This window comes from Streptomyces argenteolus (assembly GCF_042902585.1).
GTDB lineage: Bacteria > Actinomycetota > Actinomycetes > Streptomycetales > Streptomycetaceae > Streptomyces > Streptomyces argenteolus.
The window spans coordinates 289,169-313,958 of record NZ_JBIBEG010000002.1 but is presented as its reverse complement, the minus strand read 5'-3'; the positions used below and the strand labels follow the sequence as shown (position 1 = coordinate 313,958).

Sequence of the window (24,790 nt, the reverse complement as noted above, 5' to 3'; positions counted from 1 at the left end):
GGGCGCCTACCGATGTGCCCCGTTCCGCGGCGCGGCAGCATCGGCACCGTACGGCAGATCGTCGCCCCTCCCCCGGCCAGGAGGCCCGCTGATGCCCCTTTCCCCCGTCCGCCCCGGTGCGGTGTACTTCTCGTTGCTCGGGCCGCTCTCGGCGGTGATCGACGGCAGGCCGCTGCCGCTCGGGCCACGCAAACAGAGGCTGGTCCTGGCCACGCTGCTGTCCCGGCCCAACGCCCCGGTGCCCGTCGACGTGCTGACCGACGTGGTGTGGCCGGAGGGCCCGCCGAGGACCGCGCGCAAGAACCTCCAGGTCTACGTCAGCGCCGCCCGTGCCTTGTTCGGGGCCGTGGACGGGGACGACCGGGGGCGTGTGGTGCACGACTGCGGCGGTTACCGGCTGCGGGTGGAGGAGGGCGAGCTGGACACGCTGCGCTTCCGGACGCTGGCGCGGGCGGGCCGGGCGGCGGGCGAGCGGGGCGACCTGCGCACGGCCGCCCGGCTGCTGCGGGAGGCGCTGGACCTGTGGGGGGAGCGTCCTCCGCTGCACGACCTCCGGGACTCCGCCGGGGTGGCGGAGGAGGCCGAGCGGCTGGAGGCCCGCTGCCTCACGGTCTACGAGGACTGGGCCGAGGCCGAGATAGAGACGGGGCGGGCGAGCGTCGCGGTGGACGGCCTGCGGGACCTGGTGGAGCGCCACCCCTTCCGGGAGCGGCTGCGGGCCGCGTGGATGAACTCCCTGCACCAGACGGGGTGTCAGGCGGAGGCGCTGGCGGTGTACGACGACTACCGGCAGCTGCTCGCCCGGGAGCTGGGCCTTGAACCCAGCCCTGCGATGGCGGGTCTCTACCGGGCCATGCTCGGCGAGGGCCGGGCGTCCGTTCCCCGGAAGGCCACGGGCGCCACCTCGCTCCCCGCGGACGCCCGGCACTTCACGGGCCGTGTGGACGAACTGGCCCGGCTGGTCGAGGTGTCGGGCGGCCCGGACGGTGCGGTGGTGGTCGTCTCCGGTCCGGCCGGGGTGGGCAAGTCGGCCCTGGCCGTGCGGGCGGCCCACCTCCTCGCGGACCGGTTCCCCGACGGCCGCGTCCACGTACGGGCCCGCCGCGAGGACGGCGCCGCACGCACCCGGAACGACATGCTGGACGAGCTGGGGCGGCTGTGCGGGGTGGCCGGACCGGCCCGTCCGGACCCCGCCCGGGCGGAGGACTCCTGGCAGGACTGGCTGTCCCGGCACCGGGCGCTGATCGTGCTGGACGACGTGGCGGACGAGGCGTCGGTGCGGGGGCTGCTGCCCCGGTCAGGGCGGTGTGCGGTGCTGCTCACCGCCCGGGGCCAGCTCGCCGGTCTGGAGGCGGTGCACCGGACGGCGCTGGCCGCCCCCGGGGAGGACGAGGCTCTGGAGCTGCTGGCCACGCTGATCGGCGGGGACCGGCTGCGGACGGACCCGGACGCGGCGCTGCGCATCGTGCGGGCCTGCGGCGGCCTGCCGCTCGCGGTGGCGGTGAGCGGGATGCGGCTGGGGGTGCTGAGGCACCTTCCGCTGGCGGAGTACGCGGACCGGCTCGGCGCCCCGGCGGGGGCCCTCGACGAGCTGGTGGCCGGGGACGTGTCCGTACGCGCCCGGCTCGCGGCGGGCTGGCGGGACCTGGGTGTCCGTGACCGGACGGCGCTGGCCCGTATCGCGGCCCTCGCGGGGGACGGCCGCTTCACGCTGGAGCGGGCGATGGAGGCACTGGGCCGCGACGAGCGGGAGACCATACGCGCGGTCGAGTCATTGATCGACAGCGGTGCGGTGACCTCCCCCTCGGGCGAGGTCACGGCACACGCGGCGCTGTACGAGGTGCCCCCGCTGCTCTGTCTGTACGCCCGCGAGAACGCCGGCCCCGGGGAGGGCGGGGCCCTGGAGCCGGCCCTCCCGCCCGGGGACGGTGTCTCGCGCCTCGTCAGCCGAGGGTGAGCAGGTCCAGCAGGCCGGGGGCGGCGCCCCCGGCCCGCCGGGCGCCGGAGTCCCCGTCGGCGCTGTCACGGCCCGCGGAGAGGAAGTGCAGGGCGAGCAGCAGCCCCGCAGCCCCCGTCCCGAGGTCGGCGGAGAAGCGCCGCAGCGTGGCACCCGGGACGAGCAGCCGGTCCTCGTCGGCGACGAGGTGCCAGGTGAGGTTGCGTACGGAGGCCAGCACGCCCGGCCCGGTCCGGGTCACGGGGTCGAGCTGCCCGGCGGCGGCGGCGAGACCCGCGCGCCCGGTGAACAGCCCCGGCTCGCGGACGAATTCCATGGCGCAGCCCTGGGCCACGCCCGGGACGAGCGCGCTCAGCGCCTCGTCCCGGTGGAGGGCGTTGTACGCCTGGGCGACCAGCGCGACCCCTGAACTCCCCTGGCCGAGATAGAGCAGATGGCGCCGGCCGTCCTTCACCTGGAGCGAGCCGTCCTCCATGGTGACGAGGTGTCCGGCCTCGCGTTCCAGGGCGGTGCGGGCGGCACGGCGCAGCCAGTCCTCGCCGGTCAGGGTGTGCAGTTCGAGGAGGAGCAGGGCGGCGCCGCTCAGCCCGCGCAGCAGCCCGGCCGACTCCGGCAGGCGGATGCCGTCGACGTGTTCGCCGCGCAGCAGCCGGTCCAGGTCCCGCGCGGTGCCCAGCGCGCTGTCGACCAGTGCGGTGTCGGGGGCCGCCCCGTCCACCTGTGCCATGCGCAGGGCCGCGAGCGCGGTGCCCGCGCGTCCGGTGAACAGATCCACCGATGCCGTCGTCGGCGCGACGGACGTCGCACGTTCCCACACCTCCCGTCCCTGCTCGGCGCGGCCCAGGAGACGGAGCACCAACGCCGCACCCGGCAGGCCGTCGTAGAGGCCGCCGGCGCCGGCGGGGTTCCTGCGCAGTGCGGCGTCCGCGAGCCAGTCGGCCCACTCCGCGGGGACCGGGGCAGCCGCCCGGTGCAGGGCGTACAGGACACCCGCCGCACCGTTCGCGAGGTCGGTCCCGCCGGTGGCGAAGAGGTCCGGGCCTCCGGGGAAGAGGCGGTCCGCGCGGCCGGGGGTGGCTCCCGCGTGGATCCCGGCCAGGAGGCGGGTGCGGATCCCGGCCCAGTCCACCTCGGGCCCCTCGAACAGGGCGGCCACCTCGGCTTCGCGCCGCCGCGAGGCGTCCAGGCCCTGGAGCAGTGCGGGCCGGCGGGGTCCCGCTGCGGCCGGCAGGGCGTACCGCCGCCGGGCCCACCGCTCCAGGGTGAGGGCCTTCGCCCGCTCGAGTCCGGCCATCTCCATGACCGGCATCAGCATGCTGAGCCAGGTCGCCCAGAGCGCGTAGGCGTCGGCCTCGGCCCCGGGGGTGCCCTGGGGTGCCTGGAGGCCCTGGGCACCGGCCAGCGGGATGTCCTGGTCGTCGAGGGCGGTGGCGTACTCGAAGTCGACCAGGGCGATCCGGCCGTCGGGCCGGACGATGATGTTGGAGGGATGCAGGTCGCCGAAGCGCAGACCGCGCGCGTGGATCGCCTCCAGGGCCTGGGAGAGTTCAGCGGTCACCGACTCGGTCCACGCGACGTAGGGGGCGAGTTCGTCCGCCGTGTCCGCCCCGCGTACGAGGGCGAAGCGGGCGACGACCTCCTCCAGCAGCGTGTTCCCCTCGATGTGCTCCTCGATCAGGAAGTGGTGCTCCCACACGGTCCGCACCCCGTACACCCGGGGTACGCAGTCGAGTCCGGCCAGCGCCGTCAGCGCCCGGTGCTCCCGGTGCAGGCGGGTGACGGCGTCGTCGCCCGCGCCGTCGATCCCGCAGTGCGGGCGTGCCTCGCGCAGCACCACGCGCCGTCCCGTCCCCCGGTGCTCGGCGAGGTAGATCCCGCCCGCGTTGGAGAACTGGAGTGCCTCGGTGACGGTGTACGGGAAGGTGTCGTCGCGGGCGGCGGCGCGGGCCGCGAGGTGCGGTCGGAGGGCGGCGGGGACCTCGACCCACGCGGGCATCTTGAAGACCACTCCGCGTTCGTCCGGGACCAGTTCCCCCGCGGGGTCGCGCAGGGCGAGGACCTGCCGGCCGTCCGCGTCGGCGCACCAGCGGGGGACGAAGGCCCCGTAGCGCGTGTAGACCGGCGCGTCCCCGATCCGCAGATCGCTGAGGACGTAGGGTCCGCTGCGTCCCGCGAGGGCCTGGGACAGCTCGTCGGCCAGTGCGAGGAACGCGCTCTCGTCGGGCGGGTAGGCCGCGACGAACTTGCCCGCGCCGCTGCGGTTCATGTGCTTGTCCGCCATCAGCAGCAACGCCTTCTCGCTGCGCAGGAATTTGAAGGGCACCCCGTGGCGGAGGCAGATCCGGGCGGTGTCGCGCAGGGTGGCCTCGGCCTCACCGGGAATGGTGGACACGTGGATCTTCCAGCCCTGCTCGGCGGGTTCGGCGCCCTCGGGGACCAGCGAGGTCCACAGGCCCACGGCCTCGCGGCGCCAGCCGTCCGGGGGCGGATCGGTGTCGAGCCGGTACCGGGACTCCTCGTCGGGCAGCCGGGCCGGGGTGTCGTAGTAGGTACGGTCGGCGAGGCAGTACAGCTGGGTTTCCTGGGTGCCTGGCACGCTCGGCTCTCTCTTCTCGACGCCCGTGGGACGCACGGACGGTGACGGTGGGTGGCCGGGGCCTCACCCGCGGATCAGTCCCCGGGGACGGCGCGTCTCGCGGCGGCCGGTGTGTGCTCGGGCCCCGTCGTGGGCACGGGTCCGGGGCCGTCGTCCGCCGGTGCGGGCCCGGCGGCCGGCTCCGGTGTGCCGGCGGGTGAGGCCTCGTCGGGCGGGGCGGGCTCCGTCCGTGCCGAGGGGGCGAAGGTGACCACGAGGGCGGACAGGGCGAGCACGCAGCCGGTCAGCGCGAACGCCCAACGGGCGCCGAAGGCGGTCAGCAGCGCTCCCCCGGCCAGCGGCCCGAACGGCTGGACCATGGAGGACAGGAATCCGGCCGCGCTCTGGACCCGGCCCACCTTCTCCTCGGGGGTCACGACCAGGAGCTTGGAGAGGAATCCGATGCTGGCGATCGTCGACAGGCACATGGTGAGCGCGCACATGAGCCCGGCCACCACCGGCCGGCTGACCCAGGCCATCACCCCGGCAGCCGCCACACAGGTCCAGCAGGTGGCGACGATCAGGATCCGGGAGTGCCGGGCGGGCCTGATCCGGGGTGCGAGCAGTGCTCCGGACAGTGCCCCGGCGGATACGCAGGTGAGGACGAAGCCGCCGCCGACGCCCGACCTGCCCCCGTCGGAGAACGCGGTCAGGGCGGTGAAGGTGAGCGCCCCGAACGCGAAGTTCATGCCCAGGCCGAACACGAGGAGGACCGTACGGAGGTAGGGCAGGCCCCACAGGAAGGTCAGGCCCGCCGTGAGCTCGCGCCGGCTGAACACGGCGCCCGCCTTCGCCCTGGCCCGGGAGCGGGTGCGTACGAGGGCCACGCAGACCGTCGACAGGAACAGGCCCAGCGCCTCGGCCGCGAACGGCAGGGCCGGATGGATGCCGAACAGCGCTCCCCCGACGAGCGGGCCGACGAGCCGGGCGGTCTGGGTGCGTGCCTGGAGCCGCGCGGTGGCGGTGCCCATCTGGTCGGCCGGGACCACCGCGCGCATGAGGCCGAAGACGGCCGGACCGTAGACGCTGCCGATCACCGCGCCTGCCGCGGCGCAGAGCAGGACGAGGGTCATGGGGACGTGGCCGGACCATACGGCCGCGGCGAGGGCGGTGACGACGATCAGGCTGCCGACGTCGCAGATCCGCATCAGCCTGCGGCGTTCCACCCGGTCGGCCATCACCCCGCCGGGCAGCATCGTGATCAGCACGGCTCCCACGGACACCGTCCCGATGGCTCCGGCCTGCACCGCCGATCCGGTCTCCTTGAGCACCAGCAGCGGAAGGGCGAGGGCACTCATCTGCCCGCCCAGGACCGCGAAGAGGCCGCTCAGCCAGAGCAGCCGGAAATCCCTGTTGCCGCGCAGCGGCGTGGTCATCGTGAACTCCCGGGGGACGGTCTGGGTCGTGACGAGGGGTACGGGCCCGGCCGGGCCGCGGAATCGACGGCGGGGCGGTTCCGTCACGACGGAACCGCCCCACGTCACCAGCCGGCCGGGCGCCACGGCGGGAGCTCCTGCACCTGCCCTCCGCGGCGCCGCCCGGTGCGCCCGGCTAGTCCGCCAGGACGACGCTGATCACGCTGACGCAGCTGCCGCCCGGGGCCTCGATCTCCTTGTTGGCCGTCTCCTGGAGGTCCAGCACGGAGTGCGCCTCGACCTCGGGGGTCTCGTCGTTGGTGTCGTCGGCGGCGGGCTTGGTGTTCTCGGCCATGGTGGTCTCCGTCCACTCGTGACTGCGCTGGTTCCGGGGCCCTGAGGTGCCGGGTTCCGGTGCGGCGGGCTGTTGCCTGCCGTTGCCGAGAAAGTTAGGAGGGGCCGCCTGGCGAACGCTTCGGCGGCGGTATGGCTCCGGTATCGGTCCAGTTCAGGACGGCTTCCCCCACCGTCCACGGGCTCCGGGGCGCCCGCGAGCACCCTTCTGAGCTGCGCCCATACCGCTCCTGAAGCATCTGTGGACCGTCGCCGAACCGCCGGCTCGCACCCTGGGGGCACGTCCGCGCACGCCGGTGGGTCCACGGGAAACGGTCCCCGGCGCCGCACGCTCCGGCCCCGAGAAGGAGGCGGCCCCGCATGGAACTCGGCGAACTCGTCGGACGGCGGCCCTTCCCCGCCGCCGGCCTGCTGCTCGGCCTCACCCGGCGCTGCCCGCTGAGCTGCGCCCATTGCTCGACAGGCTCGTCCTTGACCACACGGGAGGAGCCCGACGCGGACGCCCTGGTGCGCTTCGTCGGCTCCTTCGTCCCGGAGAACCGCCCCGACGTGGTGATGCTGACCGGCGGCGAGCCGCTGCTGCTGCCCGCGCTCGTCGAGGAGCTGAGCGCCCGGGCCCGCGCCGCCGGATCGCGTACGGCGCTGCTCAGCGGCATGTTCTTCGCCCGCTCCCGGGAGATCCCGCCGCCGGTCCTTCGGGCGATCAGGAGCGTGGACCACTTCTCCGCCAGCCTCGACGCCCACCACGAGCGGGAGATCCCCCGGGCCGACGTGTTCCGGGCGGTGCACCGGATCCGGGCGACGGGTGTGGCGGTGAGCTTCCACCTCACGGGCACGGGGGCGGACGACCCCTACCTCGCGGACATCACCCGGGCCGTCGACGCCGAGTTCGGTGGCCAGGTCCCTTCACTGGTCAACGAGGTGCGGGCGTTCGGCAGGGCCGCCTCCTGGGCCTCCCCCGCCCGCACCGGCCCGGAGGCCGGCGCGGTGTCGCCGTGCGCCATGGCCGCCTGGCCGGTGGTCGCCTTCGACGGGGCGGTGCTCGCCTGCTGCAACCAGGACACGGTGGATCTGCGGCCGGCCCCCGCCCATCTGTACCTCGGGCACATCGCCACCGACGACTGGGCGACCGTACGTGACCGGGCCCTGGAGTCACCGGTGCTGCGGATGATCCGTACGGTCGGCCCCGCCCATCTGGCGGCGCGCGCGGGGGCCTCCCCCGGCGGCGCCTCGTACTGCCACGGCTGCCGGGCCCTGAGCTCCGACGACCGGGCCGCCGACGAGGCCCGCTCCCTCGCCGCCGGGGCCGTCGGCGCTCTGCTGGACCTGGCAGCGGCACGGCGCGGGGCGGCGGACGGGCCGGTGGGCGTCGTGCGGCACCACGGCTGCGCCGCGTACGCGCCCCTGGTCCTGGCACGCGTTCCCGCCGGGGGCGGTCCCCGGTGAGCGCCTCCGGGCCGAGTTCCTCGACGCGGTTGCGGGTCACCCTGCGGCTGACGGACACGGAACTGCTGGGCGCGATGGAGCACATGTGGCGCGCCGAGGAGCTGCTGCCCCGCTACCGGCGTTATCTGTGCGCCATGCACACCGTGGTGCGCGCCTCCGTCCCGCTGATGGAACGCGCCCTGGAACGCGCCACGCTGCTGGAGGCCCACGGCGACCCGCTGGCCGGCCCGCTGGCGGCGTATCTGCGCGAGCACATCCGGGAGGAGGAGGGCCACGACGCCTGGCTGCTGGAGGACATCCGGGCGGCGGGCTCGCCGCCGGGGGAGGCGCTCGGCCCGATGCCCTCCCCGGTCGTCGCCGCGCTCGCGGGCTCCCAGTACTACTGGGTCGAGCACCACCACCCGGTGGCCCTGCTCGGCTACATCGCGGTGCTGGAGGGGTACGCCCCCGCCCCGGACCTGACCCCGCGCATCGCGGCCACGACCGGGCTGCCGGACACCGCCCTGCGCACGGTGCGGGAGCACGCGGCGCTGGACACGGGCCACCTGGACGAGCTGTACGCGCTGCTGGACCGGCTGCCGCTGACCCGGGGCCAGGAGTCCGACGTGACGGTCAGCGCCCTGCACTCCCTCGACGCGCTCACCCGGCTGTTCGTCCGGCTCGGGCGCTCCGCGGCGGCGCCGCTGCCGCGGGGGGCCGGACCTTCCTCACCGACGGGAGTCACCCGATGACCCGACCATCCGAAGGCAACGGCACACCCCGGGCACCCGGAGACGGTGGACATCCCCCGCTGCCCGCCGCGTTGTACGAGGCCGGACTGCCGGTGGACCTGCTCACCGACGAACAGCGCCTCGTGCTCAGCGAGCTCACGGAGGAGGAGCTCGCCGTGCTGCTCGACATCAAGAGCCGGCTGGACGCGGTGGAACCCGAGGTACAGGCACATGGCGAGATCGCCGGCGGCGCCCTGTTCTGAGCGGTTCCCGGGCGGGGCGGGGCCGGTGCTGCCGGCCCCGGCCCGCCCGGCAGCACGGCCCCACCCCCGGAGAGAAGGGAACGTCATGAACTGCCCCACGTGCCGCCAGGACCTGCCGGAGGACGCCAGGTTCTGCTCGTCCTGCGGGACGCCGTGCGCCGTCGCGCCCGTGCCCGCGCCCGGGGAGGACGAACGCAAGCCGGTGACGGTGCTGTTCTGCGATCTCGTCGGCTCCACCGCGCTCTCGGGCGTACTGGACCCGGAGACCCTGCGTACGGTGACCCTGCGGTACTTCGAGGCGATGAGCGCGCAGATCGTGGCCCGGGGCGGCACTCCGGAGAAGTTCATCGGCGACGCCGTGATGGCGGTGTTCGGCGTACCGGTGGTGCGGGAGGACGACGCCCGGCGGGCGCTGGCCGCCGCGCTCGGCATGCGGAACGCGCTGGCCGCGCTCAACGAGGAGCTGAACGCCACGCTCGGCATCACGCTCGCCGCCCGGATCGGTGTCAACACCGGTCAGGTGGTGGCCGGAGGCGACGCGTCGGCCCGTCAGGCGCTCGTCTCGGGGGAGACGGTGAACATCGCCGCGCGCCTGGAGCAGCACGCCGGGGCCGGGGAGATCCTCCTCGGCCCGGACACCCTCCTCGCCGCCGGTGCCACGGTCTCCGCCGAGCCCACCGGGCCCCTGCGGCTCAAGGGCAAGCAGGACAGCGTGGAGGCCTACCGGCTGCTGGCCCTCGGCGCGGACGACCCGGAACTGCTGCGCCGCTTCGACGTTCCCTTCGTGGGACGCCGGGCCGAACGGGAGGCCCTGGACGCGGCCCTGTCGGACACCGTGCGCACGGGGCGGGCCGCGCTGCTGCGCGTGGTCGGCGAGCCCGGCATCGGCAAGACGCGGCTCGTACGGGAGTGGCTGGCCCGCGGGTCCGCCTCGGGGTCCCTCTCCTACGGCGCGGGCCGGTGCCGCGGGCACGGGGACCAGGGCACCCTGACGCCTCTCGCCGACGCGCTGCGCGCCCTGCCGGCCCTCGCCGCCCCCCAGGAGGCCCCGGTCCAGGACGACGCGACGGCCCTGCTGACGGCGGGACTGCTGCGCGACGGCACACCCAACGCCCCGTTCGAGGACATGTGCGCCGCCCTGGCGACGGTGCTGGGACGGGCGGCCCGGGAACGCCCCTTCGTGCTGGTGCTCGACGACGCCCACGAGGCCGCTCCCCTGCTCACCCGCACCCTGGACCGGCTGGCGGACGGTTCGGGGCCCGCCGGAGTGCTGATCGTCCGGGTGGGCCGCCCGGACGGGACGGCCGACTCCGCGGACTGCCTCCAGCTCGCCGGGCTGCCCCGCGAGGAGAGCGTGCGGCTCGCCGGCCTGCTGGCCCGGCTCGACGGGGGTGCCGGGCCGGTGGACGAACGGCTCCTGTCCCGCGCCGAGGGCAACCCGCTCTACCTGGAACAGCTGCTGGTCGGCGGCGGGGTGGACGGACAGGGCTCCGGGCTGCCGCCCACGCTCCAGGCCCTGCTGGGCGCCCGGATCGGGGAGCTCGCCCGGACCGAGCGGACCATGGTCGGACTCGCCGCCGTGATCGGCCGCGAGTTCACCTCGGCCGAACTCATGCTGCTGGAGGCGTCCGCGCGGCTGGCGGAGCTGCGGGGGCCGACGGCGGTGGAGGTCTCCTCCGCCGACCGGGCGCACCGGCTGGGACGCATCGAGGAGGTGCTGGTGGCGCTGGCCGGACGGCGGCTGGTGGAGCCGGGGACGGGTCCGGAGCCGGCCGCCTACCGGTTCAGCAGCGGACTGGTGCACGAGGTGACGTACGCCTCCCTGTCCAAGCGTGCCAAGGCGGACCGCCACGCCTGGGCCGCCGAGCTGCCCGGCGTGCTGCGGGCCGGGGACGGCGCCGTCGGCGGCCATCTCGAACGCGCCTGCCGCTACCGGACGGAGCTCGGTCTGCTCGACGACCGGACGGGACTGCTGCGCGCCCGCGCCGCCGCCGCGCTGGGCCGCGCCGGGGCGCAGGCCGCGTCCCGGTCCGACCTCGCCTGGGCCGACGACCTGCTGGAGCGGGCGGTCGAGCTGGATCCGGACGACGTGGGTTCGGTCCGCAGGCTCGGTGAGGTCCGGGTGGCACTGGGGCGGACCGCGAGCGGGGCACGGCTGCTGCGCCGCGTGGCCGAACAGGAATCCTCGTCCGTGGAGTCCGCGCACGCCAGGCTCGCGCTCGCGGTGCTGGACCCCTCGGGTCCCGGCCCCGGGCTCACGGCGACGGCACGGGCGGTGCTGCCGGTCTTCGAGGCGGCGGGCGACGCGCTGGGCCGGGCCAGGTCCCACCTCCGGCTCGCCCAGCACCTCCAGCGGGCCGGCCGGCACGAGGAGGCGGAACGCGATCAGGCGCGGGCCCTGGAGCAGGCGGTCCTGGCCGGAGCCGAGCCGGAACGGGCCGGCGCGCTCGGGGCCATCGGCATCTCCCTGTGGCGCGGTCCGGTCCCCGCCGCCGAGGCGGTGGCCCGCTGCCGGAACCTGCTGGCCGCGCACGGGGAGGGCCGCCCGACGGTCAGGCTGACCCTGAACTGCCCCCTGGCGGTGCTGTACGCGCTCCAGGACCGTCCCCTCGACGCGCATGCCTGCCTCTCCGAGGCCCAGGAGCTGGCCGGGAAGCTGCGGTTCGCCGAGGCCGAGGTGTTCCTGCCCGTCTTCCGGGCCGCCGTCGAGGCACTGCTAGGACACAGCGGCGCGGCGCTGGACCTGCTCGCCGGCGCCGACGCTGCGGCCCGGCGCGCCGACGCGGCCGGGCTGCGGATCGCCGTGGCACTGGACGCCGCCCGGATCGAGCTCGACGAGGGCCGCACCGGCAAGGCGGCGGCCTGGCTCACGGGCGTCGGGGAGACCTCGGAGCTGAGCCCCGCGGACGCCGTCGACCTGAACGGGCTGCGGGGCCGGCTCGCCGCCGCGGCCGGGCGTCCGGCGGAGGCGGCCGGTCTCGCGGACCGGGCCGTGCGGGCGTCGCTGCTCACGGACTCCCCGCTGGTGCGGGCGACGGCCGAACTGGACCGTGCCCACACGCTGTTCGCGGTCGGTCGGCGAAGCGCCGCGCTGGCGTCGGCGCGTGCCGCACGGGAGCACTTCATGAGCAAGGGGCATCTGCCGGGGGCCCGCAGGGCCGCGGGCTGCGTGCCGGCCGAGGCCATGGTCACCACGACGGAGAGGAGCTGACCGATGGGAACCGTCGGAACAGGCACGGTGCCGGGGCAAGGGCTCACCTGGAGCCTGCGCGGGCGCGGCCCGCGCGATCTGCCGGTCCCCGCGGACGAGGGGCCGCCGGGCGGTCTGCCCGCGCGGCAGGCGACCGGGCGCGGGGTGCGGGTGTGCGTGGTGGATTCCGGGGTGGAGCGCGACCATCCGCTGGTCGGCCCCGTGCAGAGCTCCTGGGTGGCCGTCAAGGACCCGGAGAGCGGGGCGGTCACGGTCGAGCCGACCACCACCGGCGACACCTGCGGGCACGGCACGGCATGCGCGGGGATCATCCGGCGGACCGCGCCCGACTGCGAGATCCACAGCGTGCGGGTCCTGGGAGAGCAGTTCTCCGGCACCGGTGACGTCCTGATGGCCGGGCTCCGGTGGGCGGTCGAGCAGCGCTTCGACGTGGTGAACCTGAGCCTGTCCACCACCCGCACCCGCTTCGCCTCCGAGCTGCACGGACTGGCCGACCAGGCCTACTTCGACCGTACGGTGATCGTCGCCTCGGCGCACAACACCCCCGTGGAGAGCTTCCCCTGGCGGTTCGCCTCGGTCATCTCCGTGGGCAGCCACCAGGAGGACGACGAGCTCCACCTCTACAACCCGGCTCCCCCGGTCGAGTTCTTCGGCCCGGGGCAGAACGTCTCCGTGCCGTGGCTGGGCGGAAAGACGATCCGCACGACCGGCAACAGCTTCGCCACCCCGTACGTCGCGGGGCTGTGCGCCCGCGTCCTGTCCGGGCACCCCCGGATGACGGCCTTCCAGCTCAAGAACGCCCTCTACCTCTCCGCGGCCAACGTGCACGCGGACCCGCGTCCTTCCACAGCGGCAGGAGACACCCGTGACGACTCCGAGAACTGACGCCATGCTCACCTCTCCGTCTTTCCACACCCCGGGTGACGCCGCCCGGCACGAGCTGCTCCAGTCGGTCGTCGACGTGGCGCGCGCGATCTTCGGGGCGGCGGCCAGCTCCGTCTGCCTGCTGGACGAGGAGGCCGACGAGCTGGTCTTCCAGGCGGTCTCCGGCGAGGGCGAGGCGTTCCTGGTGGGGCGGAGGTTCCCCGCGGGCCGGGGCATCGCCGGCTGGGTGGCCACCTCGGGTGAGCCGATGGTGGTGGACGACCTGAGCCGGAACACGTCGTTCGACCGCTCGCTCGCGGAGTCCACCGAGTACGTCCCGGACGCGCTGATGGCCGCCCCGCTGATCAGCGAGTCACGCGTCCTCGGGGTGCTGGAGGTGCTGGACCCGTCCCCCCAGGCCCGCTCGGGCGTACGCGAACTGGACCTGCTGGCGATGTTCGCCCGGCAGGCGGCGGCGGCGCTGCGGGTGCTCGCTCCGCACGCGGCGGCCACGGGCGGACGGGGGCTGGAGGGCGAACGGCGCGAGGACGCGCTCCAGTTGCTCGGCAGCCTGGAACGACTGCTGCGGGGGACGGGCTGAGAGACCGTACGCTGGGCGACGCGCGGGAGTGACGGCCGGTCCCGGAGGGCAGGAGCCGGGTGAGTGCCGGGCCGTTCCCGCGCCGGCCCCAGCGGAAGGACACAGATCGTGAAGCTCGCTTTCTCGACCCTCGGAGTACCCGGCCTGCCCGTCGCCGACGTGGTACGGCTCGCCGCAGGGCAGGGCTACCAGGGGGTCGAACTGCGCGCCCATCCGGAGGAGCCGGTGCACCCGGGTCTCGGCTCCTTCGAGCGGGCCGCCGTGGTGGAGGAGTTCAAGCGGGGCGGGGTGGAGATCCTGACCGTCGCCGGCTACGTGAGGGTCGCCGCGGCGGGCGCGGACGAGCCGGTGCTCGCGGAGCTCGCCGGACTGGTGGAGCTGGCCCGCGACCTGGGCGCCCGGTACGTCCGGGTGTTCCCCGGGGGCGGGGACCAGGACCCCGCCGAGTCCGACGCGATCGCCGCCCGCCGCCTGGGCGCCGCCGCTCCGCACGCCGCCGACCTGGGTGTGCGGATCCTCCTGGAGACCCATGACTCGCACCGCGCCGGGGCCGACGTCGCGCGGGTGGTGGGCACCGTCGGGCACGCGCAGATCGGCGCGCTCTGGGACGTCATGCACACCTGGCTGGCGGGTGAGGAGCCCGTGGCCAGCCACGCGGTGCTGGCCCCGCACCTGGGATACGTACAGGTGAAGGACATCGCCTCCGCGAAGGACACCGCACCGCTGGCCCTCGGGGCCGGAGTGCTGCCGCTGCGGGAGTGCCTGGACACCCTGGACCAGGACGCCTGGGTCTGCTGGGAGTACGAGAAGCGGTGGTACCCCGAGGCCACCGCGCTGCCGGAGATGCTGGCGGCGGGGCGGGAGCACCTCCTGCGGCTCGGCGCGCCCAAGCAGTAGTCAGACGGCCGCCTCCCGGACCTCCGGCAGCGGTGGCGCGGCGGCGGGGCGGGGCCGGGCCAGTGAGGTCAGGGCCACCCCGCCGACCAGCAGCGCCGCCGCGCACCAGCGCAGGGGGCTGATCGACTCGCCGAGGAAGAGCGCCGCCGAGGACATCCCGAAGACGGGCACGAGCAGGGTGAACGGGGCGACGGACGAGGCGGGGTGGTTGCGCAGGAGGAAGCCCCAGGCCCCGAAGCCGAAGACCGTGGTGATCCACGCGACGTAGACGATGATGCCCACTCCGCTCCAGTCGAGCGCCGCCAGGGCCTCTGCGTCGCGGTCCCAGCCTTCGAGGAGCAGGGACAGGCCGAGGAGCGGGAGTACGGGCACCGTCGACACCCAGACCATGAAGTTCAGCGAGTCGCGGGGTGCGGCCTTGCGGGTCAGCACGTTCGACACCCCCCAGCAGGCCGCCGCCGCGACGACCAGGACGAAGGCGAGCACGGGCCCGCCCGCCCCCTCGTCGACGGCGGCCACCCCGATGCCCGCGAGGGCCACGCCCATCCCCAGCACCCGGGTCCGGCCCGGCCGTTCGCCGAGTGCCGCCGCGGCGAAGAGGGCCGTGAAGACGGCCTGGACCTGGAGGACCAGCGAGGAGAGCCCGGCCGGCATCCCGCGGTCCATGCCGATGAAGAGCAGCCCGAACTTGGCGACCCCGAGGACCAGCCCCACCGCGATGATCCACTTCCACGCGACGGTGGGCCGCCCCACGAGGAACACGGCGGGGAGCGCGGCGACGAGGAAGCGCAGGGCGGAGAAGAGGAGCGGCGGGAAGTGGGCGAGGCCGAGCTCGATGACGACGAAGTTCACACCCCAGACGGCGGCGACCAGCGCGGCCAGGGCGATGTGGAGGGGACGCATGCCCCGAGCATCCGCCGCCGTGACCATGTAGCACCAGCGCGGATTTCTTCATGGTTGGATTGAGTACCGCTAACGCTTCGCACCGGCTCCCACCGGTGCCACCGCCCGCCCGGAGGCCCCCCGGTGCTCGACCTGTCCCGGCTGCGCGCCCTGCACGCCGTCTCCGTCCACGGCTCCGTCGCGGGCGCCGCCTCCGCCCTCGGCTACACGGCCTCGGCCGTCTCGCAGCAGATCACCAAGCTGGAGCGCGAGACCCGTACGACGCTGCTCGAACGGCGCGGGCGCGGGGTGGCCCTGACCGAGGACGCCCTGCACCTCGCGGCGACCGCACAGCAGCTTCTGGCGATCATGGAGCAGGCGGAGACGACGCTCGAACAGCGCCGGGGTCTGCCGACGGGCCGGCTGTCGATCGCCGCCTTCGCCTCGGCGGCGCGCGGGCTGCTGCCGGGGGTGCTGGCGGAGCTGGAGCGGGAGCACCCGACGCTGGACGCACGGCTGACCGAGGTCGATCCGCACCTCTCGGTCGACCTGGTGGCGAAGGGCGTGGTCGATCTCGCGGTCGCCCACGACTGGGATATCTCCCCGCTGCCCGCGCCGGAGGGCGTGGCCCAGGCGGTGCTCGGTGACGACCACTGCGACCTGCTGGTGGCCGAGGGACATCCGCTCGCCGGCCGGGACGCGGTGCGGCGGGAGGAGCTGGCCAGGGAGCGGTGGGTGTGCCAGCCGCCCGGCACGGTGTGCCACGACTGGCTCGTACGGACGCTGCGGGCCGCGGGCTACGAACCGGACATCCGGCACCGGGCGGAGGAGAACCACACCCAGCTGGCCCTGGTCGCCGCCGGGCTCGGCGTGGCGATGATCCCCCGGCTGGGCCGAGGGCCGCTGCCGCCCGGGGTGGTCGCGGTGCGCCTGGATCCCGTACCGGTGCGGCGGCTGTACGCCCTGTGGCGCGAGGAGGCGGCGCGGCGGCCCGCGATCATCGCGGCGGTGTCCGTGCTGCGCGCGCGGGGCGCGGGGGCCGGACTCTCCTGACGCCGGCGCTCGTCTGCGCGGGACGCCACGCGCGGGCCGCGCGTGTCACGCGTTTCTCGTACCATCCTCTTGACTGGTAGTTACTTTCCATATATCCGTACCTTCTTGGAAGTTTCTTTCAGCACCGGAAGGGGCTCACGTGCACCACCGCACCTCCAGACGCACCCTCCTCACCGCCACCGCAGCGACCGCCGCAGCCGCGGCGACCGGCGCCGTCGCCCTTCCCGGGGCCGCGCGGGCAACGGAGTCCGGCACCTCCTCGGACAGCACCCTCAAACGGCTCATCGCCCGGATGAGCCTGGAGGAGAAGGTCGGCCAGCTCTTCGTGATGCGGGTGTACGGCCATTCCGCCACCGCACCCGACCAGGCGGACGTCGATGCCAACCTCGCCGAGATCGGGGTCCGGGACGCCGCCGAGCTGATCTCCACGTACCACGTGGGCGGCATCATCTACTTCGCCTGGGCGCACAACACCCGTGACCCGCACCAGATCGCCGATCTCTCCAACGGCATCCAGCGGGCCGGGCTCGCCGGGCCCACCCCGTTGCCGCTCATCATCTCCACGGACCAGGAGCACGGCATCGTGTGCCGGGTCGGGGAGCCGGCGACCCTGCTGCCGGGCGCGATGGCGCTGGGCGCGGGCGGCTCCCGCTCCGACGCGCGTACGGCGGGCCGTATCGCCGGGACGGAGCTGGCGGCGCTCGGGATCAGGCAGAACTACGCCCCGGACGCGGACGTCAACGTCAATCCGGCCAACCCCGTCATCGGCGTACGCTCCTTCGGATCCGACCCGGAGTCCGTGGCCGGTCTGGTCGCCGCGCAGGTGAAGGGCTATCAGAGCGCCGCGGTCGCCGCCACGGCCAAGCACTTCCCCGGCCACGGCGACACCAGCACCGACAGCCACACGGGCCTGCCCTACATCCACCACACCCGGGAGCAGTGGGCCGAGCTGGACGCCCCGCCGTTCCGGGCGGCGGTGGCCGCCGGCATCGACTCGATCATGACGGCGCACATCGTGGTACCCGCCCTGGACCCGTCCGAGGACCCGGCCACCCTGTCCCGCCCGATCCTCACCGGCATCCTGCGCGAGGAGCTCGGTTACGACGGCGTGGTGGTCACCGACGCCCTCGGGATGGAGGGCGTGCGCACCAAGTACGGCGACGCCCGCGTCCCCGTCCTGGCGCTGCTCGCCGGGGTCGACCAGCTGCTGAACCCGCCGGACCTGAAGGTCGCCTGGACCGCCGTGCTGAACGCCGTGAAGAGCGGCGAGATCAGCGAGGCCCGGATCGAGGAATCGATCCTGCGCATCCTGCGGCTGAAGGCGAAGCTGGGGCTGTTCCGCGACCCGTACGTCACCCACCGGGGCGTCGACCGCACCGTCGGCATCGCGGCGCACCTCGCCGCCGCCGACCGGATCGCCGAGCGGACGACCACCCTGCTCGCCAACACCGGTTCCCTGCTGCCCCTGTCCCGCCGTTCCCACCGCGACCTCCTGGTGGTCGGTGCGGATCCGGCCTCGCCCTCCGGCACGACCGGGCCCCCGACGAGCACGCTCGCCGGGGCGTTCGGGGAGATGGGGTACACGGCGACCGCCCTCTCCACCGGGACGGCCCCCTCCCCGGCGAAGATCGCCGAGGCGGTGGCCGCGGCACAGGGCAAGGACGCGGTCGTCGTGGGCACGTACAACGTCTCGGCGACCAGCTCCCAGCGCACCCTGGTCAGCGCGCTCGTGGCGACCGGCGTCCCGGTGATCACGCTCGCGATCCGCAACCCGTACGACATCGCCCAGCTGGCCGGAACGGGCTACGCGGCCAGTCTCGCCGCGTACTCCTGGACGGACGTCGAACTCCGGGCGGCTGCCCGGGTGATCGCGGGGCGGGCCGAGCCGGAGGGCAGGCTGCCGGTGCCGGTCCAGCGCGCGGACGCTCCCACGCAGGCGCTGTTCCCGGTGGGCTACGGGCTGTCCTACCGAAAGTAGGCCTGATCCGCGTCATGATCACCCGATGAGCTGAAAACACCCCGTGCGCCTGGCGTGTGCCCGCTCCGGCGGGCCACGCTGGGCGCACGTCCTCGGGGACGCACCGGGGGGTCAGCCATGGAGAAGCGCCGAGTCGTGAGGGTGTCGCGCGCCCTGCTGCCCGTGGTGGCGGTGCTCGCGGTGGCCGCCTGCCGGCCTTCGGTGGACACCCCGTCGGGCCCGCCCGGCGGCGGCCCCGCGTCCTCGGGACACGGGGCGGAGTTCCTGGGGCCCTCCGACTGCAGCTCACGCGGCGAGGCCTTCCGCGAGGTCGCGTGCGGCAGCGAGAAGGCCGTGGCGCGGGTGCTCGCCCGTCACACGGGCGTTCCCAGGGACGGGCCGGCGTGCCCGCCCCCGACCGACTTCGTGCTGCACATCTCCGCGGGCGGCCCCTCCGCTCCCCGGGGGTACGCGTGCATGCGCAACCTGGAGTCCCCGCACCCGGGCGATCCGGGGCAGGGCGGCGGTCCGCTGACGGTCGTCGGGGACTGCGTCCACAGCGTCCGCGAGGGCGAGGTCAGGGAGACCGCCTGCGACGGATCGGGAGAGCTGCCGCCGGAGTTCAGGATCGGGTCGGCGGTGGCCCGGCGCACGCTCTGCCCCGGCGCGACGGACCTCTACGTGCATCTGGGAGGGGACAGCCCGGTGGGCTGTGCCCGCCGGGTGTGAACGACACCCGGCGGGCCCGGCCCACGTCGGTACGGGCGGCCCGGACTACGGCCGCAGCGTGCCCTGGTCCCGCCGCAGTTCGGCGTCCCGCTCGTCCAGCCGCGCGTCGAACTTGGCGAGCGGCTTCGCCTTCGAGGGATCGGCCTCCACGGCCGCGGGCGCGACCCCGGCCCAGCGCAGGATGGCCGCGGTGGCCGCGGCCTTCTCGTCGGCGACGAGGCCGGCCACCTTGGAGCCGTGGTTGCCGCCCGGCACGGTGTAGACGTAGCTGTCGTGCGCGCCCCGGCCGAGGCGGAAGGGCTCGGCGCCCCACGGGTCGTTCTCGCCGTAGACGTACAGCATGCGCGTGGCGTTGTGCCTGACCCAGCTGTCCACGTCGCGCATCGCCGAGGGCTGGAACTTCATCGGGATGGAGCGCGGCACGAAGTTGCGCGGCGGCTGGTAGCCGTAGCGGCTCAGGTCACCGAGCCAGGGCTGCTCGATGTCGGGCGATCCGAGCTGGGTACCGGCCTGGTAGTAGTACGGCGTGTAGGTGTTCAGGCCCTGGTCGGCGTAGGCGGAGAAGCCCGAGATGCCGTCGACGGAGTCCCAGATCTCCTGGTCGGTGGCGTTCGGGGCGTCGGCCGGGACGGAGTCGCAGTCGGCGAGGAGGCTGTACTGCCAGTACGCCCAGACGTAGTCCATGACGACGGCCTCGTAGGCCTTGTCGAGCGTGCCGACGGTGTCGAACGTGAGGCCGTTCTCCGCGGCGTACGCCTCGTACTTCTTCTCCAGCGGCTCCCGGCGGACGAGGGCCTCGCGCTGGACGCCGTTCAGCCGGTCGCGGCACTCCTGGGTCCCGACGTTCTCGAAGAACCGGTCGTACGCCGAGTCCTCCTTGTTGTTGACGTCGTTGGGGGCGACGTAGGCGACGACGCCGTCCATGTCCTTCGGGTAGAAGCGCTCGAAGTAGGTGGCGGTCATGCCGCCCTTGGAGCCGCCGGTGCTGAGCCAGTTCTCGGAGTAGATCTTCTTCAGCGCGGTGAAGACGCGGTGCTGGTCGCTGGCGGCCTGCCAGATGTCGAGCTTCGACCAGTCGGCGGGCGCCGGGCGGGACGGGGTGAAGAAACGGTACTCCAGGGAGACCTGGTTGCCGTCCACGATCTGGGTCGGCTCGCTGCGGCTGGGGTTGGTGGAGACGTTGTAGCCGCTGGTGAAGAAGACCGTCGGCCGGGTCGTGTCCTTGTGCAGCAGGGTGACGCGCTGCTGGAAGGTGCCCTTGGACGGGTGCCTGTGATCCACCGGCTGGGTGTAGTTGAGGACGAAGTAGCGGTAGCCGGGGTACGGCTTCTCCTGGATCAGACTCATTCCCGGGATGGCCAGGATGCGGTCCTTGATGTCCTCGCTGCTGCTCTCGTTGCTGCTGGTCGAGCCGCTGTTCTGCTTGGCGGCCGGTTCCGCGGCGGTGGCCGCACCGGCCGAGGCCCCGGTCGCACTCACTGTGCCGATGAGCACCGCGAGCGACAGAATGCCTCTGAGCGCCTTGCGCATGCACCCTCCCCTTGATTCACGACAGACGCCGTGAACCTAGCGGGGGTAACACCCGCCACGCCAGACCCAGTTGCACCTCAGCACAGGATCCATCCCGTGGACGCGGAGGAGCCGCCCACCGCACCGGAGGCGCGGACACAGCGGTTGAGCGCGTGCACCTTCACGGGACCCGCCAGCTGGGTGAATTTGCCGCTGTCGACGACCGCCCGGCCGCCGCGCGGCTGAAGGGACACCTTCATCGTCCGGCGCGCGCCCGGCTTCTTGGCGACCGCCACGGCGCACGCGTAGGAGCGGGTCCGGTAGACGCGCAGCGTGCCGGTGGAGAACTTCACCGTCGTGGCGAGCCTCCCCGAGCAGCCGGACGCGGCCTGGGCGGGTGCCGCTCCGCTGGGCCCGAGTACGAGGCCCAGGGAAGCCAGCAGCGGCAGGACGAACAGAGTCACTCCCGCCCGCAGGCCGGCCGCCCGGGCCCTCGGCCGCTCCGGCCCTCCCGATGACCTCAGCGGTCTCGCCACACCGTCCACCCCACCCGTTCCATCGAACACTCCGACGCCCATCCGACCCATGTACGCATGGGTGTACGACGCGAGAAGGGGCCGTCAGGTTGCGGACCGGGCTCACACTCCTGCCGGAGCGTCCTCCCCTATGCCCTTCTCCAGGTCCTCCCCTATGAAGGTGCGCCACAGCCGCGCGTACGCGCCTCCCCTGGCCAGCAGCTCGTCGTGGGTGCCGTCCTCGGCCACCCTGCCCCGGTCCATGACCACGACCCGGTCCGCGCGGGCGGCCGTCGTCAGCCGGTGGGCGACCACCAGCGTGGTGCGCCGGCCCGCGAGCCGGTCGGTGGCCTGGTTGACCTGGGCCTCGCTGGCGAGGTCGAGGGAGGCGGTCGCCTCGTCGAGCAGCAGGATGTCCGGGTCGACCAGCTCGGCCCGGGCGAGCGCGATCAGCTGGCGCTGTCCGGCCGAGAGGTTGCGGCCCCGCTCGGCGACCTCGTGCAGATAGCCGTCCTCCAGGGTGGCGATCATGTCGTGCGCCCCGACCGCCCTCGCCGCCGCCTCCACCTGGGCGTCCGTGGCCTCCGGGAGCCCGTAGGCGATGGCGTCACGGACCGTGCCCTCGAAGAGGTAGGCCTCCTGGGGCACGACACCGAGCCGGTGCCGGTACGCCGTCCTGTCGAGGCGGCGCAGATCCGTGCCGTCCGCCGTGACCCGGCCGCTCGTCGGGTCGTAGAAGCGGGCGACGAGCTTGACGAGCGTCGACTTGCCGGCGCCGGTCTCGCCGACGAACGCCACCGTCTGGCCGGCCGGAATCCGCAGGTCGATGCCGGTCAGGGCCTCCTCCTCGCCGGTGTAGGCGAAGGACACGTCCTCGAAGGCGATCTCGCCGCGCAGCGAGGTCACCGCCAGCGGCTCCTCGTGATCGGCCGTGGAGGTCGGCTCCCGCAGCAGTTCCTGGATACGGCCGAGCGAGACGCTGGCCTGCTGGTAGCCGTCGAAGACCTGGGACAGCTGCTGGACGGGAGCGAAGAACAGGTCGATGTAGAGGAGGTAGGCGACCAGCGCCCCCGTGGTCAGCGTGCCGTCGTCCACGCGGCCCGCGCCGACGATCAGTACCGCAGCCGCGGCGACGGAGGCGAGCAGCTGCACGAAGGGGAAGTAGACCGAGATCAGCCACTGCCCCCGGACCCTGGCCTGTCGGTAGTGGTCGCTGCGCTCCGCGAAGCGCTCGGCACCGTCGTGCTCCCGGCGGAAGGCCTGCACGATCCGCAGCCCCGCGACGGACTCCTGGAGGTCGGCGTTGACGACGCTGATGCGCTCACGGGCGAGTTCGTACGCCTTGACGCTCTTGCGGCGGAAGAAGAAGGTGCCGACGATCAGCACCGGCAGCGTCGCGAAGACGACCAGGGCCAGCTGGACGTCGAGGACGAGCAGCACGACCGTGATGCCGAAGAAGGTGACCAGGGAGACGAAGGCGGTGACCAGGCCCGTCTGGAGGAAGGTCGAGAGGGCGTCGACGTCGGTCGTCATCCTGGTCATGATCCGGCCGGTCAGCTCGCGCTCGTAGTAGTCGAGCCCGAGCCGCTGGAGCTGCGCGAAGATCTTGAGGCGCAGGGAGTACAGCACGCGTTCACCGGTGCGGCCCGTCATCCGGGTCTCGCCGATCTGGGCGGCCCACTGCACCAGGACGGCGAGCAGGCCGAGTCCCGCCGCGGCCCAGACCGCGCCGAGCGCCATCTGCGTGACACCGTCGTCGATGCCGTGCCGGATCAGCACGGGCAGCAGCAGGCCCATGCCCGCGTCGACGGCGACCAGCCCGAGGCTCACCAGCAGCGCCGCGCCGAAACCGCGCAGCAGCCTGCGCAGGCCGTACGACTCCTCCGGGCGTGCCGCACTCGCCTCGTCGATCCCTGGGGTGTCGGTGGCGGGCGGCAGCGCGTCCACCTGGGCCAGGAGCTCGGGGGTGGCGGGCATTCCCGCCGCCGCCGTGTCGCGCTGCTCCTCCTTGCGGATCCACAGCGCGGGGGTGACGCCGCGCTCGGCGTCGAACTCCGCGTCGAGCTCCTCCAGGAGCGCGCGGTCGTCCTCGGGCTCCGCGGCGACCGGCTTCGGCCGGTGGCCGGGAGAGGTGCCCCGCATCTCGTCCGGGTCGGTGAGCAGCCTGCGGTAGAGCGCCGAGCGGCGCTCCAGCTCGGCGTGGGTGCCGATGTCGGCGAGCCGCCCCTGGTCGAGGACCGCGATGCGGTCCGCGAGGCCGAGGGTGGAGCGGCGGTGGGCTATCAGCAGGGTGGTGCGGCCCTCCATGACCTGCGCCAGCACCTCGTGGATCTCGTGCTCGACCCGGGCGTCGACGGCGGAGGTCGCGTCGTCGAGGAGCAGCAGACGCGGGTCGGTGAGGATGGCGCGGGCGAGCGCGACGCGCTGGCGCTGGCCTCCGGAGAGGGTGAGGCCGTGCTCGCCGACCTTGGTGTCGTAGCCGTCGGGCAGCTCGGAGATGAAGCCGTGGGCCTGGGCGGCCCGCGCGGCGCGCTCGATCTGCTCCTGGGTGGCGCCGGGGTGCCCGTAGGCGATGTTGGCGCCGACGGACTCGGAGAAGAGGAAGCTGTCCTCGGGGACGAGTCCGATGGCGGCCCGCAGCGACTCCTGGGTCAGCTCACGCACGTCGTGGCCGCCGACCAGGACGGCGCCGTGCGAGACGTCGTAGAAGCGGGGCAGCAGGAGCGAGACCGTGGACTTGCCGCTGCCCGAGGCGCCGACCACGGCGACGGTCTCACCGGGTTCGATGGTGAGGGAGAAGCCGTCGAGTACCGGCCGCTCGTCGTCGTAACCGAAGCGCACGTCGTCGAACTCGACGCGCGCCGGGGCGTCGGCGGGGAGCTCCTTGGTGCCGTCCTTCATGGACGGCTCGGTGTCGATGAGCTCCAGGACGCGCTCCACCCCGGCCCGGGCCTGCTGGCCGACGGTGAGGACCATGGCGAGCATCCGGACCGGGCCGACGAGCTGGGCGAGATAGGTGGAGAAGGCGACGAACGTGCCGAGGGTGATCTCGCCCCGGGTGGCGAGCCAGCCGCCCAGGGCCAGCATCGCGACCTGGCCGAGGGCGGGAACGGCCTGGAGCGCCGGGGTGTAGCGCGAGTTCAGCCGGATCGTACGCAGCCGGCCCGCGAAGAGCTTGCGGCTGACCTCGCGGAGCTTGCCCGCCTCCTGCTCCTCCTGTCCGAATCCCTTGACGACCCGGACGCCGGAGACGGCCCCGTCGACGACACCGGCGACGGCGGCGGCCTGGCTCTGGGCGTACCAGGTGGCGGGGAAGAGGCGGGCCTTGGAGCGGCGGGCGATGAACCAGAGCGCGGGGGCCACGGCGAGGGCGACGAGGGTCAGGGGCAGCGAGAGCCACGCCATGATCACCAGGGAGATGAGGAAGAGCAGGATGTTCCCGATGGTCATCGGGAGCATGAAGAGGAGCCCCTGGATCAGTTGGAGGTCGCTGGTGGCCCTCCCGACGACCTGCCCGGTGGAGAGCTCGTCCTGCCGCTTGCCGTCGAGCCGGGTGAGGGTGGTGTACATCTCGGTCCGAAGATCGTGCTGTACGTCGAGAGCGAGCCGGCCGCCGTAGTAGCGGCGGACGAACGTGGCGGCGTAGACGACGACGGCCGCCGCGATGAGCAGGCCGGTCCAGACGCCGAGGGAGCGGGTGTGGCTTCCGACGACGTCGTCGATGATCACCTTGGTGATGAGCGGGACGAGGGCCATCACGCCCATGCCGGCGAGCGAGGAGCCGAGGGCCAGCACGACATTGCGCCGGTAGCGCCAGGCGTACCCGGTCAGCCTCCGGCCCCAGCCCTGCGC

The 24,790-nt window shown here is 74.0% G+C and carries 18 protein-coding genes; 11 read left to right on the top strand and 7 right to left on the bottom strand.

The features are described from left to right. Positions 1-91 precede the first annotated feature (91 nt). Positions 92-1,957, top strand: a complete 1,866-nt coding sequence (locus ACFY8O_RS08050) for an AfsR/SARP family transcriptional regulator (protein ID WP_387899988.1) — start codon at positions 92-94, stop codon at positions 1,955-1,957. Here the strand turns inward: ACFY8O_RS08050 and lanKC are convergent. The 3 genes from lanKC to ACFY8O_RS08035 all read right to left on the bottom strand — a co-directional run bounded on the left by lanKC (position 1,944) and on the right by ACFY8O_RS08035 (position 6,302). Beyond that, entirely contained in the window at positions 1,944-4,553 is a 2,610-nt protein-coding gene (lanKC, locus tag ACFY8O_RS08045) for a class III lanthionine synthetase LanKC (protein ID WP_387899987.1), read from the bottom strand. The two genes, ACFY8O_RS08050 and lanKC, sit on opposite strands and share 14 nt — an antisense overlap. 74 nt (positions 4,554-4,627) lie before the next feature. Further along, a complete protein-coding gene (locus ACFY8O_RS08040; protein WP_387899985.1) occupies positions 4,628-5,968 on the bottom strand; it encodes an MFS transporter in 1,341 nt (446 codons plus the stop codon). Positions 5,969-6,143: 175 nt separating this feature from the next. After that, positions 6,144-6,302, bottom strand: coding sequence for a hypothetical protein (locus tag ACFY8O_RS08035; protein WP_167526112.1), 159 nt, complete (start codon positions 6,300-6,302; stop codon positions 6,144-6,146). Positions 6,303-6,661: 359 nt separating this feature from the next. Between ACFY8O_RS08035 and ACFY8O_RS08030 the strand changes: the two genes are divergently transcribed. From ACFY8O_RS08030 to ACFY8O_RS08000, 7 genes are all read left to right on the top strand, one after another. Then, positions 6,662-7,747 carry a radical SAM protein gene (locus ACFY8O_RS08030; protein ID WP_387899983.1) on the top strand — a complete coding sequence of 362 codons (1,086 nt, stop codon included), beginning with the start codon at positions 6,662-6,664 and terminating at the stop codon, positions 7,745-7,747. Then, complete coding sequence (locus tag ACFY8O_RS08025; RefSeq protein WP_387899981.1) at positions 7,744-8,478, top strand: iron-containing redox enzyme family protein; 735 nt, start codon at positions 7,744-7,746, stop codon at positions 8,476-8,478. The genes ACFY8O_RS08030 and ACFY8O_RS08025 overlap by 4 nt, the downstream gene beginning before the upstream one ends. Further along, positions 8,475-8,720 carry an aroma-sacti cluster domain-containing protein gene (locus ACFY8O_RS08020; protein WP_387899979.1) on the top strand — a complete coding sequence of 82 codons (246 nt, stop codon included), beginning with the start codon at positions 8,475-8,477 and terminating at the stop codon, positions 8,718-8,720. The genes ACFY8O_RS08025 and ACFY8O_RS08020 overlap by 4 nt, the downstream gene beginning before the upstream one ends. 85 nt (positions 8,721-8,805) lie before the next feature. After that, positions 8,806-11,931 (top strand): adenylate/guanylate cyclase domain-containing protein, encoded by a 3,126-nt coding sequence (locus ACFY8O_RS08015; RefSeq protein WP_387899977.1) that lies wholly within the window; start codon positions 8,806-8,808, stop codon positions 11,929-11,931. 3 nt (positions 11,932-11,934) lie between these two features. Next, positions 11,935-12,816, top strand: coding sequence for a S8 family peptidase (locus ACFY8O_RS08010; protein ID WP_145801419.1), 882 nt, complete (start codon positions 11,935-11,937; stop codon positions 12,814-12,816). A gap of 4 nt (positions 12,817-12,820) precedes the next feature. Next, positions 12,821-13,396: a GAF domain-containing protein gene (locus tag ACFY8O_RS08005; RefSeq protein WP_387901043.1), complete on the top strand. Its 576-nt coding sequence runs from the start codon at positions 12,821-12,823 to the stop codon at positions 13,394-13,396. Between the two features lie 108 nt (positions 13,397-13,504). Then, positions 13,505-14,293, top strand: a complete 789-nt coding sequence (locus ACFY8O_RS08000; RefSeq protein ID WP_387899975.1) for a sugar phosphate isomerase/epimerase family protein — start codon at positions 13,505-13,507, stop codon at positions 14,291-14,293. Here ACFY8O_RS08000 and ACFY8O_RS07995 read toward each other — a convergent pair whose 3' ends face one another. After that, positions 14,294-15,196 carry an EamA family transporter gene (locus ACFY8O_RS07995; protein ID WP_387899973.1) on the bottom strand — a complete coding sequence of 301 codons (903 nt, stop codon included), beginning with the start codon at positions 15,194-15,196 and terminating at the stop codon, positions 14,294-14,296. A gap of 123 nt (positions 15,197-15,319) precedes the next feature. Here ACFY8O_RS07995 and ACFY8O_RS07990 point away from each other — a divergent pair, with 123 nt between their 5' ends. The 3 genes from ACFY8O_RS07990 (at position 15,320) to ACFY8O_RS07980 (ending at position 18,914) form a co-directional block, all read left to right on the top strand. Further along, a complete protein-coding gene (locus ACFY8O_RS07990) occupies positions 15,320-16,228 on the top strand; it encodes a LysR family transcriptional regulator (protein ID WP_145801415.1) in 909 nt (302 codons plus the stop codon). A gap of 139 nt (positions 16,229-16,367) precedes the next feature. Beyond that, complete coding sequence (locus ACFY8O_RS07985; protein ID WP_387899971.1) at positions 16,368-18,206, top strand: glycoside hydrolase family 3 protein; 1,839 nt, start codon at positions 16,368-16,370, stop codon at positions 18,204-18,206. 117 nt (positions 18,207-18,323) lie between these two features. Beyond that, positions 18,324-18,914 carry a hypothetical protein gene (locus tag ACFY8O_RS07980; RefSeq protein WP_387899969.1) on the top strand — a complete coding sequence of 197 codons (591 nt, stop codon included), beginning with the start codon at positions 18,324-18,326 and terminating at the stop codon, positions 18,912-18,914. A 45-nt stretch (positions 18,915-18,959) separates the two neighbouring features. On the opposite strand, the gene ACFY8O_RS07975 is transcribed toward ACFY8O_RS07980, so the two are convergent. From ACFY8O_RS07975 to ACFY8O_RS07965, 3 genes are all read right to left on the bottom strand, one after another. Beyond that, positions 18,960-20,444: a S28 family serine protease gene (locus ACFY8O_RS07975; RefSeq protein ID WP_387899967.1), complete on the bottom strand. Its 1,485-nt coding sequence runs from the start codon at positions 20,442-20,444 to the stop codon at positions 18,960-18,962. A 77-nt stretch (positions 20,445-20,521) separates the two neighbouring features. Continuing rightward, positions 20,522-21,001: a hypothetical protein gene (locus tag ACFY8O_RS07970; protein WP_387899966.1), complete on the bottom strand. Its 480-nt coding sequence runs from the start codon at positions 20,999-21,001 to the stop codon at positions 20,522-20,524. A 60-nt stretch (positions 21,002-21,061) separates the two neighbouring features. Then, positions 21,062-24,769: an ABC transporter ATP-binding protein gene (locus ACFY8O_RS07965; protein WP_387901040.1), complete on the bottom strand. Its 3,708-nt coding sequence runs from the start codon at positions 24,767-24,769 to the stop codon at positions 21,062-21,064. Positions 24,770-24,790: the final 21 nt, after the last annotated feature.

Excerpts from the sequence above, each read along its gene's own strand:
- ACFY8O_RS08030 (WP_387899983.1), top strand. The coding sequence starts at position 6,662 with ATGGAACTCGGCGAACTCGTCGGACGGCGGCCCTTCCCCGCCGCCGGC.
- ACFY8O_RS07980 (WP_387899969.1), top strand. The coding sequence starts at position 18,324 with ATGGAGAAGCGCCGAGTCGTGAGGGTGTCGCGCGCCCTGCTGCCCGTG.
- ACFY8O_RS08020 (WP_387899979.1), top strand. The coding sequence starts at position 8,475 with ATGACCCGACCATCCGAAGGCAACGGCACACCCCGGGCACCCGGAGAC.
- ACFY8O_RS08015 (WP_387899977.1), top strand. The coding sequence starts at position 8,806 with ATGAACTGCCCCACGTGCCGCCAGGACCTGCCGGAGGACGCCAGGTTC.
- ACFY8O_RS07995 (WP_387899973.1), bottom strand. The coding sequence starts at position 15,196 with ATGCGTCCCCTCCACATCGCCCTGGCCGCGCTGGTCGCCGCCGTCTGG.
- ACFY8O_RS07970 (WP_387899966.1), bottom strand. The coding sequence starts at position 21,001 with ATGGGCGTCGGAGTGTTCGATGGAACGGGTGGGGTGGACGGTGTGGCG.
- ACFY8O_RS07975 (WP_387899967.1), bottom strand. The coding sequence starts at position 20,444 with ATGCGCAAGGCGCTCAGAGGCATTCTGTCGCTCGCGGTGCTCATCGGC.
- ACFY8O_RS08005 (WP_387901043.1), top strand. The coding sequence starts at position 12,821 with ATGCTCACCTCTCCGTCTTTCCACACCCCGGGTGACGCCGCCCGGCAC.
- ACFY8O_RS08010 (WP_145801419.1), top strand. The coding sequence starts at position 11,935 with ATGGGAACCGTCGGAACAGGCACGGTGCCGGGGCAAGGGCTCACCTGG.
- ACFY8O_RS08050 (WP_387899988.1), top strand. The coding sequence starts at position 92 with ATGCCCCTTTCCCCCGTCCGCCCCGGTGCGGTGTACTTCTCGTTGCTC.
- ACFY8O_RS08040 (WP_387899985.1), bottom strand. The coding sequence starts at position 5,968 with ATGACCACGCCGCTGCGCGGCAACAGGGATTTCCGGCTGCTCTGGCTG.
- ACFY8O_RS08035 (WP_167526112.1), bottom strand. The coding sequence starts at position 6,302 with ATGGCCGAGAACACCAAGCCCGCCGCCGACGACACCAACGACGAGACC.